This window comes from Micrococcus sp. KRD096, assembly GCF_017168495.1.
GTDB lineage: Bacteria > Actinomycetota > Actinomycetes > Actinomycetales > Micrococcaceae > Micrococcus > Micrococcus luteus.
The window spans coordinates 116,864-137,615 of sequence record NZ_JABFAY010000002.1; the positions used below are offsets into that span (position 1 = coordinate 116,864).

The 20,752-nt window shown below is 73.9% G+C and carries 17 protein-coding genes, 1 tRNA gene, 1 pseudogene and 2 riboswitches; of the genes and pseudogenes, 9 read left to right on the forward strand and 10 right to left on the reverse strand.

Features of this window, described 5'->3' with window-relative positions:
* Positions 1-13: 13 nt before the first annotated feature.
* A complete protein-coding gene (locus J1M41_RS00800) occupies positions 14-442 on the forward strand; it encodes an HIT family protein (protein ID WP_060974188.1) in 429 nt (142 codons plus the stop codon).
* 24 nt (positions 443-466) lie between these two features.
* Here the strand turns inward: J1M41_RS00800 and hrpA are convergent, their stop codons facing one another.
* Positions 467-4,570 (reverse strand): ATP-dependent RNA helicase HrpA, encoded by a 4,104-nt coding sequence (hrpA, locus tag J1M41_RS00805; RefSeq protein ID WP_206450945.1) that lies wholly within the window; start codon positions 4,568-4,570, stop codon positions 467-469.
* Between the two features lie 108 nt (positions 4,571-4,678).
* On the opposite strand from hrpA, the gene putP reads away from it, so the two are divergent.
* The 3 genes and pseudogenes from putP (at position 4,679) to J1M41_RS12295 (ending at position 6,899) form a co-directional block, all read left to right on the forward strand.
* Positions 4,679-6,313: a sodium/proline symporter PutP gene (gene putP / locus J1M41_RS00810; protein WP_073115753.1), complete on the forward strand. Its 1,635-nt coding sequence runs from the start codon at positions 4,679-4,681 to the stop codon at positions 6,311-6,313.
* Positions 6,310-6,504 (forward strand): annotated as a pseudogene (locus tag J1M41_RS12290) (2'-5' RNA ligase family protein); the annotation flags it as partial. The gene putP and the pseudogene J1M41_RS12290, both read left to right, overlap by 4 nt.
* A 260-nt stretch (positions 6,505-6,764) precedes the next feature.
* A complete protein-coding gene (locus J1M41_RS12295; protein ID WP_277351187.1) occupies positions 6,765-6,899 on the forward strand; it encodes a hypothetical protein in 135 nt (44 codons plus the stop codon).
* Between the two features lie 54 nt (positions 6,900-6,953).
* Here the strand turns inward: J1M41_RS12295 and J1M41_RS00820 are convergent, their stop codons facing one another.
* The 7 genes from J1M41_RS00820 to J1M41_RS00850 form a co-directional block, all read right to left on the reverse strand.
* A complete protein-coding gene (locus J1M41_RS00820; protein WP_206450946.1) occupies positions 6,954-8,369 on the reverse strand; it encodes an NAD-dependent succinate-semialdehyde dehydrogenase in 1,416 nt (471 codons plus the stop codon).
* Positions 8,370-8,432: 63 nt separating this feature from the next.
* Entirely contained in the window at positions 8,433-9,182 is a 750-nt protein-coding gene (locus J1M41_RS00825) for a DNA-3-methyladenine glycosylase I (RefSeq protein WP_206450947.1), read from the reverse strand.
* 105 nt (positions 9,183-9,287) lie between these two features.
* Positions 9,288-9,959 carry an ABC transporter ATP-binding protein gene (locus tag J1M41_RS00830; protein ID WP_041105279.1) on the reverse strand — a complete coding sequence of 224 codons (672 nt, stop codon included), beginning with the start codon at positions 9,957-9,959 and terminating at the stop codon, positions 9,288-9,290.
* The gene (locus J1M41_RS00835) at positions 9,959-11,095 is read right to left on the reverse strand and encodes a hypothetical protein (protein WP_241247533.1); all 1,137 of its coding nucleotides are present in this window, start codon (positions 11,093-11,095) and stop codon (positions 9,959-9,961) included. The genes J1M41_RS00830 and J1M41_RS00835 overlap by 1 nt, the downstream gene beginning before the upstream one ends.
* Entirely contained in the window at positions 11,092-12,012 is a 921-nt protein-coding gene (locus tag J1M41_RS00840) for a hypothetical protein (RefSeq protein ID WP_206450948.1), read from the reverse strand. The genes J1M41_RS00835 and J1M41_RS00840 overlap by 4 nt, the downstream gene beginning before the upstream one ends.
* 370 nt (positions 12,013-12,382) lie before the next feature.
* Positions 12,383-14,188 carry a phosphomethylpyrimidine synthase ThiC gene (gene thiC, locus J1M41_RS00845; RefSeq protein ID WP_206450949.1) on the reverse strand — a complete coding sequence of 602 codons (1,806 nt, stop codon included), beginning with the start codon at positions 14,186-14,188 and terminating at the stop codon, positions 12,383-12,385.
* Positions 14,185-14,299: riboswitch (TPP riboswitch) on the reverse strand. It overlaps the preceding gene by 4 nt.
* 60 nt (positions 14,300-14,359) lie before the next feature.
* On the reverse strand, positions 14,360-15,517 hold the full coding sequence (locus J1M41_RS00850) for a hypothetical protein (RefSeq protein ID WP_098093179.1): 1,158 nt from the start codon (positions 15,515-15,517) through the stop codon (positions 14,360-14,362).
* Positions 15,518-15,590: 73 nt separating this feature from the next.
* Between J1M41_RS00850 and thiD the strand changes: the two genes are divergently transcribed.
* A complete protein-coding gene (gene thiD, locus J1M41_RS00855; protein ID WP_206450950.1) occupies positions 15,591-16,445 on the forward strand; it encodes a bifunctional hydroxymethylpyrimidine kinase/phosphomethylpyrimidine kinase in 855 nt (284 codons plus the stop codon).
* 196 nt (positions 16,446-16,641) lie between these two features.
* Here the strand turns inward: thiD and J1M41_RS00860 are convergent.
* Both J1M41_RS00860 and thiE read right to left on the reverse strand, forming a co-directional pair.
* A tRNA-Arg gene (locus J1M41_RS00860) sits at positions 16,642-16,714 on the reverse strand.
* A gap of 86 nt (positions 16,715-16,800) precedes the next feature.
* Positions 16,801-17,544: a thiamine phosphate synthase gene (thiE, locus tag J1M41_RS00865; protein ID WP_036316591.1), complete on the reverse strand. Its 744-nt coding sequence runs from the start codon at positions 17,542-17,544 to the stop codon at positions 16,801-16,803.
* A 21-nt stretch (positions 17,545-17,565) separates the two neighbouring features.
* A riboswitch (TPP riboswitch) is annotated at positions 17,566-17,696 on the forward strand.
* Between thiE and thiO the strand changes: the two genes are divergently transcribed.
* The 4 genes from thiO to J1M41_RS00885 all read left to right on the forward strand — a co-directional run.
* A complete protein-coding gene (gene thiO, locus J1M41_RS00870; RefSeq protein ID WP_206450951.1) occupies positions 17,690-18,859 on the forward strand; it encodes a glycine oxidase ThiO in 1,170 nt (389 codons plus the stop codon). (Overlaps the previous riboswitch by 7 nt.)
* Positions 18,856-19,098, forward strand: coding sequence for a sulfur carrier protein ThiS (thiS, locus tag J1M41_RS00875; RefSeq protein ID WP_206450952.1), 243 nt, complete (start codon positions 18,856-18,858; stop codon positions 19,096-19,098). The genes thiO and thiS overlap by 4 nt, the downstream gene beginning before the upstream one ends.
* Positions 19,099-19,101: 3 nt before the next feature.
* Positions 19,102-19,920, forward strand: a complete 819-nt coding sequence (locus tag J1M41_RS00880; protein ID WP_004167634.1) for a thiazole synthase — start codon at positions 19,102-19,104, stop codon at positions 19,918-19,920.
* Positions 19,917-20,752: molybdopterin-synthase adenylyltransferase MoeB (locus J1M41_RS00885; RefSeq protein ID WP_206450953.1), on the forward strand; the 836-nt coding region annotated here is incomplete at its 3' end. The genes J1M41_RS00880 and J1M41_RS00885, both read left to right, overlap by 4 nt.

Sequence of the window (20,752 nt, forward strand, 5' to 3'; positions counted from 1 at the left end):
AGGAGGACCCCCCATGGCCACCGTCTTCAGCAGGATCGTCGCCGGCGAGCTGCCCGCCCGCTTCGTGTGGCAGGACCAGACGTGCGTCGCGTTCCTGTCCGCCGCACCGCTCCAGCCGGGGCACACGCTCGTGGTGCCCCGTGAGGAGGTGGACGAATGGGTGGAGGTCGACCCGGCGCTGGTCACGCACCTGACGACGGTCGCCCAGCAGATCGGCAAGGCGCAGGTGGCGGCGTTCTCCGCGCGCCGGGCCGGGCTCATGATCGCCGGCTACGAGATCCCGCACCTGCACGTGCACGTGTGGCCCTCCACCTCGCTCGCCGACTTCGACCTGGCCCGCGTGGACAACGCCCCCGATCCGGCAGACCTGGACGACGCCGCCGCCCGCCTCCGCGCGGCCCTGCGGGACCTGGGCCACGGCGAGGTCGTCCCGCAGGACTGACGGCCCGCGCCGCCCGGACCCGGCTCAGGCGCGCGTGGCACGGGCGAGCGCCTGACGCACCCGCTTCTCGGAGACCGAGACCGCCGTGCCCAGCTCCTGGGCGAAGAACGAGACGCGCAGCTCCTCGATGAGCCAGCGCACCCGCTCCAGCTCCGCGGGCACGGGCGTGCCCGCGAACCGGGCGCGGTGGGCCGCGACGGCGGCGTCGAACTCGTCCTCGAGCCCCTGCACGACCGCCATGTGCTGCCCGTCGCGCTGCAGGTGGCCGCCGGCGTCCAACCGGTCCAGGCGCGTCAGCATGCCCTGCAGGTAGCGCGGCAGGTGCTGCAGCCGCTCCCAGCCCGTGGTGGCCACGAAGCCGGGGAACACGAGCTGCTCGAGGTGTGCCTTCACGTCCGACAGCGCCGGCGCGAGGGCGAGCGAGACCGAGCCCTTGAGCCGGCGTCGCACCTGCGCGGCCCGGGAGAGCACCTGCTCCACCAGGGACGTGACGGCGAAGACCGTGTCGATCAGGTCGGCCCGCACCCGGTCGAACAGGGCGCGGAACGCGGCCTCGTCGAACGGCAGCTCGTCCCCGACGAGACGGTCGACGGCGGCCTGCGTGCAGTCCGCGACGAGGGAGTCCACCGAGCCGTGCGGATTCTGGGTGAAGGTGAGCTTCTCCCGGTTGTCCAGGTGGTCCAGCACGTAGCGCTGGGGGCTGGGCAGGGTGGCCAGCAGCAGTCGGATCACCCCGGCCCGGTGCCAGGCCGCCTGGTCGTCCGCGGACCGGGCCACGGTCAGGCCGGCCGCGGGGCCGCCGTCGGGCGTGGTCTCGGGCACCAGGCTCGGGTAGCCCGTGATGGCGGGGCCGCGCGCCCCGGCCGCGGTGGAGACGGTCTTCGGCACCGTGCCGATGCTCCATGAGGTCAGCCCGTGCCGCTCCTCGAAGGCCGGCGTCGCGCCGGACCGCCCGGGGCCTGCCGGGCGACGGCGTCCCTCGGCCCCGGCCCGCCCGTCGGCCTGGGCCCGGCCGCCGCGGCCCGTGCCGCGCGGCCCCGGCCGGGCCGAGGCGGGGTCGTCGGTGCCGGCGAGCCGGGCGGCGATCGCGGAGCGGTTGGCCTGCGCGAGCCGGGCCTGCAGCGCGGGCAGGTCCTGGCCGGCGCCCATCACGGCGCCGCGGGCGTCCACGACGCGGTAGTCCATCCGCAGGTGCAGGGGCACCGCGTCCAGGGCCCACAGTCCGGGCTCCACCACCACGCCGCGCACCCGGCGCACGGCCGCGGACAGCGCGTCCGGCAGCTCGTCCCGCAGCGGGTCGGCGTGGGCCTCGAGGTTCGCGACGAGCTGCTGGGCCACGTCCGGGGCGGGCACGAGGTTCTTGCGCACGGCCTTGGGCAACGCCTTGATGAGGGCGGTGACGAGCTCGACCCGCAGGCCGGGGACCAGCCACGCGAAGGGGCCGGGGGAGACCTGGTTGAGCAGCAGGATCGGCACGGCCACGGTCACGCCGTCGGTGCCGGCCGCGCCGGTCGGGTCGAACGTGTACTCGAGGTCGAGCTCCACGTCGCCGCCGGGCATCGGATACGTGAACGTGGTGGGGAACGCGTCGGTGTCCAGGTCCTCGGCGTCGGCGGTGAGCAGGGCGGCGACGTCGAGGTCCAGCAGGTCCGGCTGATCCTGGCGCGCCTTCTTCCACCACGCGTCGAAGTGCCGCTCGGAGACGACGTTTCCCGGGATCCGCGCGTCGTAGAAGGCGAACAGGTCCTCGTCCCCGATCCGCAGGTCGCGGCGGCGCAGGCGCGTCTCGAGGGCGTCGACCTCCTCGAGCGCAGCCCGGTTGCGGGCGAAGAACCGGTGACGCGTGCGCCAGTCGCCCTCCACGAGGGCGTGCCGGATGAACAGCTCGCGGGAGAGCTCCGGGTCGATCCGGCCGTACCGGACCGAGCGGTCCGGGATCAGAGTGACGCCGAACAGCGTCACCTTCTCGCGCGCGACGACGGAACCCGCCCGCCGCGACCAATGCGGCTCGTTGTAGGTCCGCTTGACGAGGTGGCCGGCGACCTCCTCGGCCCACTCCGGCTCGATCCGGGCCACCGTGCGCGCCCACAGCCGGGAGGTCTCCACGAGCTCGGCGGCCATGACGAACGGGTGGCGCTTCTTGAACAGGGCGGAGCCGGGGAACACGGCGAAGCGGGTGCCGCGGGCGCCCACGTACTCGCGACGGCGCTCGTCGTAGGCGCCGATCTGCGAGAGCAGGCCGGTGAGCAGGGACTTGTGCACGGCCTCGTGCCGGCCGACCGGGTCCACGGGTCCGGACTCGACGGTGAGGCCCACGTCCTTGGCGAGCTGGCGCAGCTGGCGCACCAGGTCCTGCCACTCCTGCACGCGCAGCCAGTTGATGTGCTCACGGCGGCACAGCTTGCGGAACTGGGAGCCGGAGAGCTCCTTCTGCCGCTCGTGCAGGTAGGCCCAGAGGTTCAGGATCGCGGAGAAGTCCGAGTTCTCGTCCGCGAACCGGCGGTGCAGCTCGTCCGCGGCCTCGCGCTGCTCCGTGGGGCGCTCGCGGGGGTCCTGGATGGTCAGGGCCGCGGCGATCACCATGACCTCCCGGACGCAGCCGCGTTCACCGGCCTCGAGGATCATGCGGCCCAGCCGCGGGTCAACGGGCAGACGGGCCAGGCGGCGTCCGACCCGGGTGATGGTGCCGGCGCGGGCGCCGCCGGCCTCGAGCGCGCCGAGCTCGGTGAGCGTGGTGGCGCCGTCGGTGACCTGTCGGCCGTCCGGGGGCTGGACGAAGGGGAACTCCTTGACGTTGCCCGGGGTGCGGGCCACACCGAGGGACAGCATCTGCAGGATCACCGAGGCCAGGGAGGTGCGCAGGATCTCCGGGTCCGTGAACTCGGGGCGGGAGAGGTAGTCCTCCTCCGAGTACAGGCGGATCGCGATGCCGTCCGAGGTGCGGCCGGACCGGCCCGCGCGCTGGTTCGCGCTGGCCTGGGAGACACGCTCGATCGGCAGGCGCTGCACCTTGGTGCGGTGCGAGTACCGCGAGATGCGCGCGGTGCCCGTGTCGATCACGTACTTGATGCCCGGCACGGTCAGGGAGGTCTCGGCGACGTTCGTGGCCAGCACGATCCGCCGGCGCACCCCGGCCCCGGCGCGGCCGAACACGCGGTGCTGCTCCGCCATGGACAGGCGGCCGAACAGCGGCAGGATCTCCGTGCCGGCCAGGCGCGTGGTGCCGGCGACGACGCCGGTCAGGTGGTCCGCGGCCTCGCGGATCTCCCGCTCGCCCGGCAGGAACACGAGGATGTCACCCGGCGGCTCGGCGGCCAGCTCGAGGACGGCGTCGCCGATCGCGTCGAGGGGGTCGCGGGTCTCGGCGGCGTCGTCCGCATCGTCCTCGGGGTCGTCGGGGGAGGGCTCGTCGGTCAGCGGCCGGTAGCGGATCTCGACGGGGTAGGTGCGCCCCGAGACCTCGATGATCGGCGCCGGGACCACGCGGCCGCCGTCGTCGGCCTCCACCGCGTCCGCATGGTCCTCGCCCGCGGCCAGCGGCCGGCCGAAGTGCCGGGCGAAGCGCTCCGGGTCGATGGTGGCCGAGGTGATGATCACCTTCAGGTCCGGGCGCTGGGGCAGCAGGTTGCGCAGGTAGCCCAGGAGGAAGTCGATGTTGAGGCTGCGCTCGTGGGCCTCGTCCACGATGATCACGGAGTAGCGGCGCAGCTGCGGGTCGTGGGGGATCTCGGCCAGCAGGATGCCGTCCGTCATGACCTTGACCCGGGTGGCCTTCGAGGTCTGCGTCGTGAAGCGGACCTGGTAGCCGACCGTCTGCCCGATCTCCTCGCCCAGCTCCTGCGCGATGCGCTCGGCCACCGAGCGGGCGGCGATGCGCCGGGGCTGGGTGTGGCCGATCGAGCCGGCCTCCCCGAGCCCGAGGGCCAGGCACATCTTCGGCAGCTGCGTGGTCTTGCCCGAGCCGGTCTCGCCCGCGACGATCACCACCTGGTGGTCGCGGATCGCGGCCATGATCTCCTCACGGCGCTCCGCCACCGGCAGGTGTTCGGGGAACGTGATCGCGACGGCGTCGTGGGGCGTCGCCGACGGCTGCGCGGCGGGCGTGGAGGGCGGGGGAGTCTGCGTCATGACGGCCTCCATCCTAGGCGCGCGGGGGCCCGGGCCGACCCGGACGGGGCGAATCCGGGACGGACCTGGGACTGGGGCTGAGAGTCCGGATGTGATTCTCTGGAGCCCATGGACACGAACACCGTCTTCCTGTTGGCGGCGATCGGCCTCTATTTCCTCGCGATGATCGCGATCGGCCTGTACGCCTCCCGCAAGAACACCGACCTCGACGACTACATGCTCGCAGGACGCGACATGAAGCCGTCCGTCGCGGCGCTCTCCGCGGGTGCGTCCGACATGTCCGGCTGGCTCCTGATGGGCCTGCCCGGCGCGATCTACGCCGCGGGCCTGGTCGAGGGCTGGATGGCGGTCGGCCTGACCGTGGGCGCGTGGGTGAACTGGCGCGTGGTCGCCCCCCGCCTGCGCTCCTACACCGAGGTGGCCGGGAACTCGATCACGATCCCGTCCTTCCTCGAGAACCGATTCAAGGACCGCACGCACATCCTGCGGATCGTGGCCGGCCTGATCATCCTCGTGTTCTTCACCTTCTACGTGTCCTCGGGCATGGTGGCCGGCGGCAAGTTCGTCGAGTCCACCTTCGGCCCCGACTCCTTCTACGCCCAGGGCATCAGCATCAACTACCTCACCGGCATGCTCGTGGTCGCGGGCATCACGGTGCTCTACACCCTGTTCGGCGGCTTCCTCGGCGCCTCGCTGACGGACGTGGCCCAGGGCATCCTCATGTTCCTCTCCCTGCTGGCCGTCCCCATCGTCGTGATCCTGACCATGGGCGGCTGGGACGCCGTCGTCGAGGGCATCCGCGCCGCCGACGCCGCCGGCGGCGGAGTGAACCACTTCTCGATGTTCGAGAACGCAACGCTGATCGGCGTCCTGTCCTCCCTCGCCTGGGGCCTGGGCTACTTCGGCCAGCCGCACATCATCGTCCGCTTCATGGCCCTGCGCACCCCGCACGACGCGGCCGTCGCCCGGCGCGTCGGCATCGGCTGGATGGCGCTGTCCGTGTTCGGTGCCGTGATGGTGGCCCTCGTGGGCATCGCCTACTTCCAGGCCAACCCCGGCACCACGCTCGAGGACCCGGAGACCGTGTTCCTGGTGCTGGCCTCGATCATGTTCCACCCGTTCGTGGCCGGCCTGGTGCTGGCCGCCGTCCTCGCCGCGATCATGTCCACGCTCTCCTCGCAGCTGATCGTGTGCTCCTCCGCCCTGGTGGAGGACCTCTACATGCTGCGCGGGCGCACCGGTTCCCCGACGTTCACCCTGTGGCTCGGCCGCATCGGCGTGCTGGTGGTGGCGCTCGTGGCGGGGCTGCTCGCCCTCAACCCGGACTCCTCCGTGCTCGAGCTCGTCTCCTTCGCGTGGGCCGGCTTCGGCGCCGCCTTCGGCCCTGTGATCCTGCTCGCCCTGTACTGGCCGCGGTTCACCTCGTGGGGGGCGATGGCCGCCATGGTCACCGGCGCCGCCGTCGCCTGGGTGTGGTCCGAGGCCAGTGCCGAGACGTGGGAGTGGTTCGGCCTGTACGAGCTGCTGCCGGGCTTCGTCGCCGCCTTCGTGGTGGGTGTGGTGGTGTCCCTCGTGACCCAGCGCTCGCGCCGGGTGCAGCGGCGGATCGACGCCGAGTTCACCGGCGCGATCGACATCGTGGCCGGCCGCGAGCCGGACCCGGACGTGGCCCCGGCCGCCATGACGCGCGACGCCGCCGGGGGCTCGACCGCAGCCGCCGCGGATCCGCGCGCGCAGGCGTGAGGCTCTTCCTCGCGATCCGTCCGCCGAGGGCCGCGCTCGACCACCTCGAGCCGGCCCTCGACGGCGTCCGGGACCGGGCCGGACGCGCGCTGTGCTGGACCGAGCCGGAGCAGCGGCACCTGACGCTGGCGTTCCACCCGGAGGTGCCCGCCGGCGCCGTGGACGACGTCGTCGCCGTCGCCGGCCGCATCGCGGCGGGACATGGCCCGCTGGACCTGCACCTGGCCGGAGCGGGGGAGTTCTCGCACCGCACGCTCTGGGTGGGGGTGGGTGGGTCCGGGAGCTCGGCGCGCTCCTGGCGGAGCCCTGGCTCGCCGACGACGACGGCCGGGACCGCCGGCGCGCCCACCTCACCGTGGCGCCGGTCTCGGGGGCCGCGCTCCGACCTCGGGGTCGGAGGCGGGGCGAGCCCCGTCCGCCGGCGCCGGCCACCGTCCTGCTGGCCGAGGCCGTGCGCGCGCTCGCCGTGTACCGCGGGCCGGAGTGGACCGCCGACGAGGTCGAGGTCGTGGCGTCCCGGCTCGGCGAGGGCCGGTCCGGCGGGCCGCTGCACGAGGTGCTGGCGACCGTCCCGCTGCGCGGCTGAGGGGCCGACGGGGCGGCCGGAGCGGGAGACCCGCCCGGCCGACCCGGCCCCGGGTCAGCCCTCCAGGGGGCCCTGCACCGCGTACAGGCGCTTGTTGGCGAACTCGTCCACGGCCATGGGGCCGAGCTCGCGGCCGAAGCCCGAGCGCTTCACGCCGCCGAAGGGCAGGTTCGCGCCGGCGGCGGAGGCGAGGTTCACGTTCGCCATCCCCACCTCGAGCTGGTCGGCCACGCGCTTGGCCTCGTCCAGGTCCGTGGAGAACACGGCGCCGCCGAGACCGTACTGGGAGTCGTTGGCCAGCGCCACGGCCTCCTCGGCCGAGGACACCTTGTAGACCACGGCGGCCATGCCGAACAGCTCCTGCGTGTAGGCGGGGTTCTCCTGGTCCACGTCCGTGATCACGGCCGGGGAGACGTAGAAGCCCTCGCCCTCCGGGCCGGAGACGCGCTCGCCGCCCACGTGGACGGTGGCGCCGGCCTCCTTGGCCGCGGCGATCTGCTCGGTGAGCCCGTCGGCCGCGGACTCGGAGGACAGCGGGCCGTAGACGTCGGCGTCGCGCGAGGTCGGGTCGCCGGGCTTCATCGCCGAGGAGCGCTGGACCAGCTCATCCACGAAGTCGTCGTAGAGGTCCTCCATGACGATCATGCGCTTGTTCGAGTTGCAGGCCTGGCCCCAGTTGCCCATCCGGGTGGCCAGTGCGTCGCGGGCGGCGGCGCGGGCGTCCGGCGCGGAGAGCACGATGTACGGATCGGAGCCGCCGAGCTCGAGCACAACCTTCTTGAGGTGCCGACCGGCCTGCTCGGCGACGGTGGCGCCGGCCCGCTCCGAACCGGTGAGGGACACGCCCTGCACGCGCGGATCGGCGATGATCGTGGAGATCTGGTCGTGGGTGGCGAACACGTTCTGGTACACGCCCTCCGGGAGCCCGGCTTCGGTGAAGAGCTCTTCCAGCAGCTGCGCCACCTGCGGGTTGATCTCGGCGTGCTTGAGCAGGATGGTGTTGCCCAGCACGAGGTTCGGCGCCACGAAACGGGCCACCTGGTACACCGGGAAGTTCCACGGCATGATCCCCAGCAGCGGGCCGAGCGGCAGCCGCTGGATGAACGCCTCCTGCCCGGAGAACTGCTTGATCCGCTGGTCCGCGAGCAGCTCCTCGGCCTCGTCCGCGTAGTACCCGAAGATCTGGGCGCCGTAGCGCACCTCGCCGACTGCCGCGCCGAGGGACTTGCCCATCTCCGTGGTGATCAGCGCGGCGATGTCCTTGGAGCGCTCGGCCAGCAGCTCGGAGATCCGCTTCACGACGGCGGCGCGCTCGGCCACCGACTTCCGGGACCACTGCTCGTACGCGGCCTGCGAGGCGTCGAGGGCGTCGGCGATCTGCTGATCCGTGGCGTTGTCGAAGGACTTCAGCAGCTCCCCGGTGGCCGGGTTGATCGTGCGGTAGCCCTGAGAGGCGGAGGTGGTGGTCATCAGTCGTCACCCTTTCGTGTGGACGTCCTGCGTTGAGCTCCCCATCCTGCCGGAGGCCCCCGCTCACTCCCAGATCCCGGACGCCCCTCTTCGCCAGGAGCCGAGAAGGTGGGTGTCCACGATCCCGGCGGCCTCCATCAGGGCGAAGCACGTGGTCGGCCCCACGAATCGGCAGCCGTGCGCCTTCAGCGCCCTCGCGAGCGCGCGCGACTCGTCCGAGGTCGAGGGGACCTGCGCCACCGTCTCCGGCCGTGGGGTCGCGGCAGGCTGGTGCGCCCAGACCAGCCCCGGCAGACCGCGGACCGGCCGGTCGCCGTCGCCGTGCCAGGCGGGGCCCGCGCCGGGGGAGCCCGGGTGCAGCGGGGCGAACCGCTCGCCGCGCATCCCGACGACGGCTCGTGCGTTCGCGATCGCGGCCTCGATCTTGCGCCGGTTCCGGATGATGCCGGGGTCCGCCAGCAACGCCTCGACCTCCGCGTCCCCGAACGCCGCGACGGCGTCCGGGTCGAAGCCCGCGAACACCTCCCAGAATTGCGGCCGCTTGGCCAGGACGGTCCGCCAGCTCAGGCCCGACTGGAACGCCTCGAGCACGAGGCGCTCGAACAGGCCCCGCTCGTCCGTGACGGGCAGGCCCCACTCCGTGTCGTAGTACTCCCGCAGCAGCGGATCCCGTGCCGCCCACGGCGGGCGGGCCCGCCCGTCCTCACCCACGACGACGCCACTCGGCGGCGCCTGTCGCCCGTCGGCCGGTGGGTCCTCGGCGAGGGTGGAGACGGGGGCGGGGAGGCCGTCGTCGGCGTGGTGCGCGCTCATGCATCCGAGCCTAGGAGCGGCCCCGGACATCCGGAGCCGGAACGCGACGCCCGGGGACGCAACGCCGTCTGCGGACACCTGTGCAGGAGGCACGGTCGGACCTCGTCACTCGAGCCGCCCGGCCCGCAGCCGCCACGTGTGGTCGCACCGGGCCGCCACGGCGGGGTCGTGCGTGACGACCACGATCGCCCGCTCCGGCTGGGACATGGAGCGGAAGAGCCCCATCACCTCGTCGGTGCGCTCCTCGTCCAGGGCGCCCGTCGGCTCGTCGGCGAGCAGCAGGGAGGGCCCCATGATCACGGCCCGGGCGATGGCCGCACGCTGGCGCTCGCCGCCGGAGAGTCGGCCGACGGGGTGGTGGAGACGGTCTCCGAGTCCGAGCCGCGTCAGAAGCTCGGCGGCCATGGTGCGGCGCTCCCGCTTCGAGGTGCGCGGCCGCGCGTAGAGCAGCGGCAGGGCCGCGTTGTCCACGGCGGTCGCCCGATCGATGAGCAGATGGTCCTGGAGCACGATGCCGCACGTCCGGTTCCGGTAGGCGTCGCCGTCGGACGACCACGGTGCCGGCAGGCTCCGCCCGGCCACACGGATGCTCCCGGCGTCCGGTGTGTCAAGGCAGGCGAGGAGCCGCAGCAGGGTCGACTTGCCGGACCCGGAGGGTCCCATGATCGCGTGGACGCCGCCCCCGGGGACCTGGAGCGAGACGCCGCGGAGCACGGGGACATCCCCGGCGGGGCCGCGGTAGGAGCGGTGTACGTCGTGCACGGTGAGCAGGGACATCACACGGTCCTTTCGACGAGTGCCGCCGTGCGGACGGCCCGGTGCAGCTGGCGGAGGGGATGACGGGTGCACGCAGCGGCGATCGCCAAGACGACCGCCAGCCCGACCACGACGACGGCAGGCGCCGGACGCAGTCCGCCCGCTTCCGAGGCGATGCCGAGGCCGAGCAACGATCCGAGCACGGCCGGAATGCCCCATACCGCGGCCACGGATGTGGCGATCCGGAGCCGGATCAGTCGTCTGGGCGCCCCGACCGTCAGGTGCGCCAGCCACGTGGGCGTGAGTCGACGGGTCATGGTCGTCAGGAGGCTCACCACCGTCACGACGGCGCTGGCAAGCCCGGCGGTGTAGGCGGTGACCATGAGCGCGGCACCGCGGGCTTCTCGGGCGATCGGAGACCTGGCCGAGGCGATCGGGGCCAACTCGGCGACCACGCCCGTCTCGTCCTCGAGGACGTCGAGTGCCGCTCTCACCTCGGAGGCCGCGTCCTGGCGTGCCACGACGGAACCGTAGACCGCCGCGAGCTGGGCCGGTTCGATCAGGCCGGCCATGGTCGTCGTGCTGGTGACGATGACGGGCGACTCACCCAGGGGCCAGAGGGATCCGTCGGCCCGCGGCGCGGCCGCGTCCCCGGGGAGTGGGCCGGCATAGCTGTGGGGTGTGGACCCCACGTACACGGTGCCGCCCGGTGCCCCGGAGGTGATCGCGGCGGGAGCGAAGTACACACCCTCGGCGGGACTGACGGCAGCAGCGGCGCCGAACTCCCGGGCCAGACCAGGCGTGGCGATGACCGCCCCCTGCAGCCGGGGGTCCTCGATTCCGATGGCGTCCGTCACGAGGAAGGCACGGGGGTCGACTCCGTCGACATGGGCGGCGAACGCCCGGGAGACGGTGTCGACGGCGCGGGGGTGGAGGTCGGTCGTGACGGCGGGGTCCAGGATCCTGGTTGCCACCAGGCCCGACGACTCGGCGTCCTCGAGCACCTCGAGCGCCGTGGTCACTCCGCCGGCGACGCCCAGGGCCAGTCCGAACACGACCGACGCCACGGTCGTGTGCAGCAGGGACAGGAACAGCAGTCCGGGCGTGTCGAACAGGTCGCGGAGGCCGTCCGCAACGGCCCGCATGGCTGCCGTCATGCGTGTGCCCTTCGGACCCAGAGGGTGGACAGGGTCGTGCCGAGGATGAGGATGGCGTCCACGACGAGCACGGCGGACCAGAGGAGAGCGGTGTCCCCCGTGAGCCCGATCTCCGCGTCCCACCGGGGCCATGCCACGAGCCAGACTCCGCCGGCACTCGCGGCGGCGGTCGCCCAGGCGAGCATGGCGGGCCGGACACCGAGCCGGGCCGCTCGCAGCGGGGAGGCACCGACGAGGCGGTGCGAGGTGACGGCAGGGAGCAGTCGACTGCGCAGGGTCGTGCGCCAGACGACCTGTGCGCCCAGCAGGGCGAAGCCGGCGATCACGGCGAGCAGGGGCACGTGGACACTGCGTCGCATCGCTGCCTCCCACGGCGGCGGGAGCGGGACGACGTCGACGACGACACCGGCCCGCCGCAGCGATTGGACGAGCTCGTCGACCTGGGCCGGTGAGCCGCCGATCACGCCGGCAAGGGACGAACTGCCGGTGGAGAGGAACGGGACCAGGAGGTCTGCTTCGGTGGCGCGATCCGGCGCGGAGGAGAGGTCTCGGACGACGACCCGATCGACGTCCGGCCAGCTCAGTTCGCCCGCAGCGGCACGTGCGGCAAAGGGGGAGGTGCTGGGGACGACCGCGGTCGGGGCGACGCCATCCGGGAGCACGTCCAGAGCAGGTCGGCCGGCGAGGGCCGTCACGTGGGGGCTCGTGGACGTGGCCGCAGAGCCGGAGTCCGGTCCCGTCAGCGACGTCCGGATCATGGGCCAGGCCTCGCCAGCGGGGAATGCCGAGATCTCGTACACCGTGCCGTCCATGCGCCAGCGTTCCTCCTTCTCCACCCCGACGTAGGACGCGAGGAGCGCTGCTGTTCCGAGCGTGATCAGGAGAAGGAGGAATCTCGAGACGAGCATCCGGGTCATCACGGCTGGCCCGAGGAGAGCTGAGCGGCTGGATGATGCCTCACCTGGGAAGCGCCCCTGGGGTGCGGACCGGCGGGGTCATGTCGACTTTCACGTCATATTCCATCCACTCAATTCCTGTGGGCGAATGGGACACGCATCACAGGGGCCTGACGGAATAGTGAGCCCAGTGTGTGTGTGAGTCAAGAGGCATCACCACTCGATCGACCACCGAGCGCACTGCCCCGTCCGTGGGGCCGCGCCTTCGCCGTCCCGGAGGGCCTTGTCCTGGCGATCGCGTCATGACCTGGTGGCGGCCCTCAGGTCATGACGCGATCGTCAGGTGGCGCAGGGGCGGGCCATCCCGCCCCACCTCACCCCGCGTCCGGCCTCAGGCGTCCGAGGCGGTGCGGATCGTCGGCTCGGGCAGGTACACGGACCCGCCGGCGGCCCGGAACTCCGCGGACTTCGCGGCCATGCCGGCCTCGGCGATCCGCGCCTGCTCGGACGCGCCGCCGAACTCGCTGCGGATGTCCTGGCTGATGCGCATGGAGCAGAACTTCGGCCCGCACATCGAGCAGAAGTGGGCGGTCTTGGCGGGCTCGGCCGGCAGCGTCTCGTCGTGGTACTCCTCGGCGAGCTGCGGATCCAGGCCGAGGCCGAACTGGTCGCGCCAGCGGAACTCGAAGCGCGCCTTGGACAGCGCGTCATCGCGGTCGCGGGCGCCGGGGTGGCCCTTGGCGACGTCGGCGGCGTGCGCGGCGATCTTGTAGGTGATCACGCCCGTCTTCACGTCGTCCCGGTCCGGCAGGCCCAGGTGCTCCTTGGGCGTGACATAGCAGAGCATCGCGGTGCCGTAGCGGGCGATCTCGGTGGCGCCGATGGCCGAGGTGATGTGGTCGTACGCCGGGGCGATGTCCGTGACGAGGGGGCCGAGCGTGTAGAACGGGGCGCCCTTGCACAGCTCCTGCTGGCGCTCCACGTTCTCCCGCACCAGGTGCAGCGGGATGTGGCCGGGGCCCTCCACCATGACCTGGACGTCGTACGCCCACGCCCGCTCCGTCAGCTCGGCGAGCGTGTCGAGCTCGGCGAACTGGGCGGCGTCGTTGGCGTCCGCCACGGAGCCCGGCCGCAGGCCGTCGCCCAGGGAGAACGCGACGTCGTAGCGCGCGAAGATCTCGCAGAGCTCGTCGTAGTTCTCGTAGAGGAAGTTCTCCTTGTGGTGGCCCAGGCACCAGCCGGCCATGATCGAGCCGCCGCGGGAGACGATGCCGGTCACGCGGTCCGCGGACAGCGGCACGTGGCGCAGCAGCACGCCGGCGTGCACGGTCATGTAGTCCACGCCCTGCTCGCACTGCTCGATCACGGTGTCGCGGAAGATCTCCCAGGTCAGGGCCTGGTGGTCGCCGCCGACCTTCTCGAGGGCCTGGTAGATCGGCACGGTGCCGATCGGCACGGGGGAGTTGCGCAGGATCCACTCGCGGGTGGTGTGGATGTCGTCGCCCGTGGACAGGTCCATCACGGTGTCCGCGCCCCAGCGGGTGGCCCACTGCAGCTTCGAGACCTCCTCGGCGATCGACGACGTCACCGCCGAGTTGCCGATGTTCGCGTTGACCTTCACGGCGAACGCCTTGCCGATGATCATCGGCTCCGACTCGGGGTGGTTCACGTTCGCCGGGATGATGGCGCGGCCGGCCGCGACCTCGGAGCGCACCAGCTCCACGTCCACGCCCTCGCGCAGGGCGACGTAGCGCATCTCCGGGGTGATCTCGCCGCGCCGGGCGTAGTGCATCTGGGTGACGCGCGCGACCTCCTTGGCGCGCAGCGGGGGGCGGCGCTCGCCGGCCCACTCCTGTGAGGCGGCGCCGCGGCGCACGGCCGAGCGGCCGTCGTCGAGCAGGTCGCGCTCGCGGCCCTCGTACTCCTCGACGTCCCCGCGGGCGCGGATCCACTCGGCGCGCTGGGCCGGCAGGCCGCGCTCGGGCACGGAGCCCGGGCCCATGGTGCGGTAGACGGTCAGGGGCGCGTTGGGCGTGCCGTCGGGGGAGTCGTCCTGGTGGACCTCGGTGACGGGCACGCGGATGCCGTGCTCGGCGTCCTCGAGCCATCCCAGACGGTGCGTGGGGTAGTTCTCCTCGGCGACGACCTCGGCCGTCGACTCGGCTGCGGGCAGGGGGGTGCGCTCGGAAACGGACATGGCCGCGGCTCCTTCTTCCTTCGCCGGAATGACCCGGACAGGTTCAGACGGTCTCCGGGCGGCGTCAGCCCGGTCTCAGCCCCGTGCCGTGGGGCTCCCGTGGGATGCGAGCGACCCTAGCACGTCCCCCGCGAGGCCTCACCGCCGCCGTCCGGCCATGCGGCCGGGCGCTCAGGCGCGCGCCGCGCGGGCCGCCCGGCGGCGCACCGTGGTGCGCTCGACGATCCACGTCACGACCAGCATCACGATGATGACGATGCCGGCGTAGCCGAGGACGGGGTAGACGGTGCCCACGAGGTCGGAGAAGCCGACGCTCGAGAGCAGGGTGGCGGCCAGGGCCGTGACGACGGCGATGACCCAGCCCGGCACGCGGCGCATCGAGGACAGCAGGGCGATGCGCTCCACCCCGCCGTACAGGCACGAGACCGCCGTCGTGAACTGCGCCAGCAGCAGGACGACCGTGTACAGCAGGGCGGCCCAGCCGCCGATCATCGCGGCCAGCTCGACCATGGGCAGCTCGGCGCGGCCGATGAGCTGGGCGTGGGCGGTCATCGCGGCCATCACCGCGCCGGCCATCACCACGAGGCCCAGGGCCCCGAGCCCGGCCCCGGCGACGAGGGAGCGGCCCGACGAGGAGCTCTCCTCGCCGATCGGGGCGAGCACCGCGTAGGCCAGCTGGATGTTGAAGGCCACGTACAGCACGCCCGAGAGCCACCACTGGTTGATCAGCGGGGACGAGGTCACGAGCGCGGCGACGTCGTCCACCGCGGCCCCCGGGTTCGCCAACCCCCACACCGCGACGCCGACGGCGACCACGATGATCAGGGGGACCACCACGGCCTGGACGCGCACGAGGCCCGTGATGCCGGCCAGCACCGAGACCACGCAGACGGCGGCCATCACCAGCGAGCCCACGAGCGAGGGCAGCCCGAACGCGGTGTGCACCGCCGCCCCGGCCCCGGCCAGCATGATCACCAGCGTCCCCAGCAGGGACGTGGTGATGCACAGGTCCGCGAACCAGGTGGGCACGCGCGAGGTCGTGGGGTTCACGATCCGGTGGATGTCCGTGGTCCGCAGCTTCTGCGCCAGCCGCAGCACGATCACCGCGAGCAGGAAGAACAGCGCGCCGGCGATCACGAGCGCCCCCGTGCCGCCCCAGAGGCCGAAGCTCACGAAGTACTGCAGGATCTCGTTGCCCGAGGCGTACCCGGCGCCGATGGTGGTGCCGATGAACGTGGCGGCGATCCCGAGCGGGGAGGTCGGCCGCAGCGGCGCCGACTCCTCGGCTCGGCCGGGGTGCGCGGGGGAGCTCTCTGTGACGTGGGACATGCGACTACATTCTCATGGGCGGGATCGGCCCGGCCCGGACGGCCGATCCGCCCCGACCCGAAGGAGCCCCCGCATGACCCCCGCCGTCCCCCGCGTGCTCAGCATCGCCGGCTCCGACTCCGGCGGCGGCGCCGGTGTCCAGGCCGACCTGAAGACCATCGCCGCGTGGGGCGGCTACGGGATGACCGCGATCACCGCGATCACCGCCCAGAACACGCAGGGCGTGCAGGCCGTCCACCCGCTGCCGGTGGACGTGGTGCGCGCCCAGCTCGACTCGGTCGCCGCCGACATCGCCGTGGACGCCGTGAAGATCGGCATGCTCGGCACGGTGGAGCTCATGCGGGCCGTCGCCGGCTGGCTCGAGGAGACCCTGCCCGCCGTCGTCGTGCTGGACCCGGTCATGGTGGCCTCGAGCGGTGACGCCCTCACCGCGGTGGGCGACGACGACGGGCGCGCCGCGTGGTCCCGGCTGCTGCGGGCGGCGCACCTGGTGACCCCCAACCTGCCCGAGCTGGCCCGGCTGACCGGACGGGACGCGACGGACTGGGACGCCGCCCTCGACGCCGCGCGGGGCCTGGCCGCCGAGCACGGGGTGACGGTGCTGCTCAAGGGCGGGCACCTGGACGAGACCGAGGCGCCCGAGGCCGCAGCGGCGGAGGTGCCGGACGCCGTCGTGCGCGTGGGCGGGGCCGTGCACGAGGTGCGCGGCCCGCGCGTGACGACCCGCGCCTCGCACGGCACCGGCTGCACCCTCTCCTCGGCCCTGGCCACGCTGGCCGGGGCGGGCCTGAGCTGGGAGGACGCACTCGAGCGGGCCAAGCCGTGGCTGGCCGACGCGATGCGGGCGGGGGAGGCGCTCGCGGTCGGGGACGCCTCGCGGCCGACGTCGCACGGGCCCGTCGACCACGGTCATGCGCAGCGGGGCTGAGGGCGGGACCTCCGGGCTTCGACACGTTCGAGGCGGGAAATCCGGCGAATACGCACCTCGGGACGTCCCATGAGGTCGATTTCCCGCCTCGAATGCCGGTGACCCGGACCTCCCGCTCCGCTCGAGCGTCCGGGTCCGCAGAACGCAGAAGAGCCGGACCACCGTGTCGCCACGGGGGTCCGGCTCTGTTCGCTCGTGCCCCCGGCAGGATTCGAACCTGCGGCCTTCTGCTCCGGAGGCAGACGCTCTATCCCCTGAGCTACGGAGGCGGGGGTCGCGACGCGTCGAGCGCGTTGCGGACTCGTCGACTCTACACCATCAGGACGGCCCGTCCGTGACCTCCCCGCGGGGCGCGTCAGCCGGGCAGGCCCGCGCGCAGGGTCCGGGCCGCGGCCTCGGGGTCCTCGGCCTGCGTCACGGCGCGGACCACCACGATCCGTTCCGCCCCGGCCGCGCGGACCTCGGGCAGCCGGTCCGCGTCGACGCCGCCGATGGCGAACCACGGCCGCGCCCCCGCCGGGTCCTCCGCGTCCAGGCGTGCGGCGAGGGTCGGCAGTTCCAGTCCGACGGCGGCCCGGCCCGGCTTCGTGGGCGTCGCCCACACCGGCCCCGTGCAGAAGTAGTCCAGGCCGTCCTCCGCGCGGGCGCCGCGCACCTGCGCCTCGGTGTGGCACGAGCGGCCGAGCACCACGTCCGGGCCCAGCAGGGCGCGGCACTGCGCGGTGGTCAGGTCGGTCTGGCCCGTGTGGAACACGTCCACCCCGGCCAGGGCGGCGACGTCGGCGCGGTCGTTGGCGGCCGAGAGCGCCCCGTGCTCCCGGGCCAGCGGGACGAGCGTGGCGAACGCGGCCAGCTCGACCGCCACGTCCACGGCCTTGTCCCGCACCTGGATCACGTCTACTCCGCCGCGGAACGCCGCCGCGCAGAAGTCGGCGAACGCGGCCGTGTCGAGCGTGCCGTCCGGGCGCAGGAACCGCTGCAGGTCGGTGCAGACGTACAGCCGGGAGGCGGCGAGGCGGGCGCGGCGGCGCGCGCCGGGGCCGGTGCCGCCGTCGTCGCGGCCGGCCGCGGTCATCAGGAGCGGATCGGGGGAGTGCATGCGCCCACTGTGGCAGACTGGCCGCTGTTCCATGGGAGCCCGGGCCGCACACGCCGGGCTGAGAGGGCCGCAGGGGCGCACCGCGCCGGCGCGGCCGACCATCACCACTCGATGCGGGTCATGCCGCCGTGAGGAGGACCGGTCCGTGCACGTGGCCGTCGTCGGGGCCGGGATCATCGGCCTCACCGCCGCCGTGCGTCTGCGCGCCGCAGGCCACGCCGTCACCCTGATCGCCCCCGAGCTGGACACCGCCGGGCGCCCACACGCCGTGGCCGGGGCCACCCACGCCGCGGCGGGGATGCTCGCGCCGCTCGCCGAGACCCAGTTCAGCCAGGACGACCTCGCCCCGCTGCTGCAGGCCGGGTGGGAGGCCTACCCGGCGCTCGTGGACCTGCTCGCCGCCTTCACCGATGTGGAGACGGGCTTCCTCGCACAGGGCGCCTGGATCGTGGCCGCGGACCCCTCGGACGCCCGCGCGTGGGACCACGTGCTCGAGCACGCCTCGGTCCTCGGTCGCCGGGTCGAGCCCGTCTCCGTCCGCGCGCTGCGCCGCGCCGAGCCCGCCCTGGCCCCGGGCCTGGCCGCCGGCTTCGACGCCCCGGACGACCATCAGGTGGACCCGCGACGGCTCGCCGCCGCCTGCGTCGCCGCCCTGCGCGCCCAGACCGGACCCGACGGCGGCCCGCTCCCGGCCGGCGCCGGGCCCGCCGCCCGGTTCGTGGCCGGACGCGTCACCGCCGCCGACCCGGAGGGCGAGGGAGTGCGCCTCACGCTGGCCGACGGGGGCGTCCTCACCGCCGACGGCGCGGTCCTCGCCGCGGGCCTGGGCCACCGCGGGATCGGCGGCGCGGCCACCGCCGTCGAGGTCCCGCTGCGCCCCGTCCACGGCGACGTGCTGCGCCTGCGGGTGCGCCCCGAGCAGCTGCTGCCGGGGGAGTCGCACCTGATCACCCGCACCGTCCGCGGCCTCGTCCACGGGCGCCAGGTCTACCTCGTGCCCCGCGCGGACGGCACCCTCGTGGTCGGCGCCTCGGCCCGCGAGGACGGCCTGGCCGGCACCTCCGCCGGGGCCGTGCTGGACCTGCTCGCCGACGCCGCCGCGATCCTGCCCGCCGTCCGCGAGTGCGAGCTCGTCGAGATCACCACCGCCGCCCGCCCCGGCACCCCCGACGACGCCCCGCGCGTGCTCGCCGTGCCCGAGGCCCCGGGCGCCGTCGTCGCCACCGGCTTCCACCGTCACGGGATCCTGCTCGCCCCCTGGGCGGCCGGGCGGATCCTCGAGCTGCTGCACGCCCGCCTGAAGGAGATCGCATGAGCACCCTCACCCTGACCCTCAACGGAGAGCCCGCCGAGCTGGCCGCGGCCACCGTCCGCGACGTCGTCGCGCACGTCACCGGGCGCGCGGTCGGCGAGGACGGCGCCGCCGCGGATGGGCGGCGGCTCGGCGTGGCCGTGGCGGTCGGCGGCGAGGTCGTGCCCCGGTCGGCCTGGGCCACCCGGGCGCTGGCCGCCGGGGACGAGGTCGACGTCGTCACCGCGGTGCAGGGGGGCTGAGCGATGGCCGAGCACCGCACCCCGCCCGCCGCCCCCGCGATCCCGCCGCTGCGGATCGGCGGCTACGACCTGGCCTCCCGGCTCATCATGGGCACGGGCGGCATCACCGACCTGACCGCCCTCGAGGGCGCCCTCGTCGCCTCCGGCACCACGCTCACCACCGTGGCGCTGCGCCGCTGGTCCGCGGACACCCGTGACGGCCTGGTCGCGCTGCTGGACCGCCTCGGCATCGACGTGCTGCCCAACACCGCCGGCTGCTACACCGCCCGGGACGCCGTGCTCACCGCCCGGCTCGGCCGGGAGGCGCTCGAGACCGAGCTCGTGAAGGTCGAGGTCATCGCCGATGAGCGCACCCTGCTGCCCGACGTCGTCGAGACCCTCGAGGCCACCGAGCGGCTCGCCGCCGACGGCTTCACCGTCCTGGCCTACACCTCGGACGACCCCGCCATGGCGCTGCGCCTCGAGCAGGCCGGCGCCGCCGCCGTCATGCCGCTGGGCTCGCCGATCGGCTCGGGGCTGGGCATCCTCAACCGCGCACACCTGGAGCTGATCGTCTCCCGCGCCTCCGTGCCGATCGTGCTCGACGCCGGCGTGGGCACCGCCTCGGACGTCGCCCTGGCGATGGAGGCCGGCTGCGACGCCGTGCTCGCCGCCTCGGCGATCACGCGCGCCGCCGAGCCCGCCCGCATGGCCCACGCGTGCCGGCTCGCGCTCGAGGCGGGCTTCCACGCCCGCCGTGCCGGGCGCATCCCGCGCCGCGAGCACGCCCTGGCCTCCTCGCCGATGGCCGGGCGGGTCACGGCCGAGGAGGACGAGCGGTGACCGCCGCCCTGGACCCCGCCGCCCGCGAGCCCCGCGACCTCACCGCGCTGTCCGACACCCAGCTGGAGCGCTTCGCCCGCCACCTGAGCCTGGACGGCTTCGGCCCCGAGGCCCAGCTGGCGCTGCTGCGCTCCCGCGTCCTCGTGGTCGGCGCCGGCGGCCTCGGGGCGCCCGTGCTGACCTACCTCGCCGCCGCGGGCGTGGGGGAGGTCCACGTGATCGACGACGACATGGTGGACCGCTCCAACCTGCACCGCCAGGTGATCCACGCCGAGGCGGACCTCGGCCGCCCCAAGACCGCCTCCGCCGCCGCGACGATGCGCGGCCTGCACCCCGAGGTGCGCGTGGTCGAGCACCGCGAACGCCTGACCGCGGCCAACGCGCTCGAACGGGTCGGCGCCGTGGACCTCGTGCTCGACGGCACGGACAACTACGCGACCCGCTACCTCGTGGCCGACGCGTGCGAGATCGCGGGCGTGCCCGTGGTGTGGGGCGCGATCCTGCGGTTCGCGGGGCAGGTGAGCGTGTTCGCCCCGGGCGGGCCGCTGTACCGGGACGTGTTCCCGGAGCGGCCCGAACCCGGCGAGGTGCCCTCGTGCGCGCAGGCCGGAGTGCTCGGGGTGCTGCCCGGGATCATCGGCTCCCTCATGGCGGCCGAGGCGATCAAGCTGCTCTCCGGGGTGGGTGAGCCCCTGGTCGGGCGGCTGCTCTCCGTGGACGCCCTGACGATGCGCTTCCGTGAGCTGCGGCTCGTGCCCGACCCCGAGCGGACCCCCGTGACGGACCTGTCCGCCCACGCGGCCCAGGCCCCCCGCCCGGACGACGCCTCCGC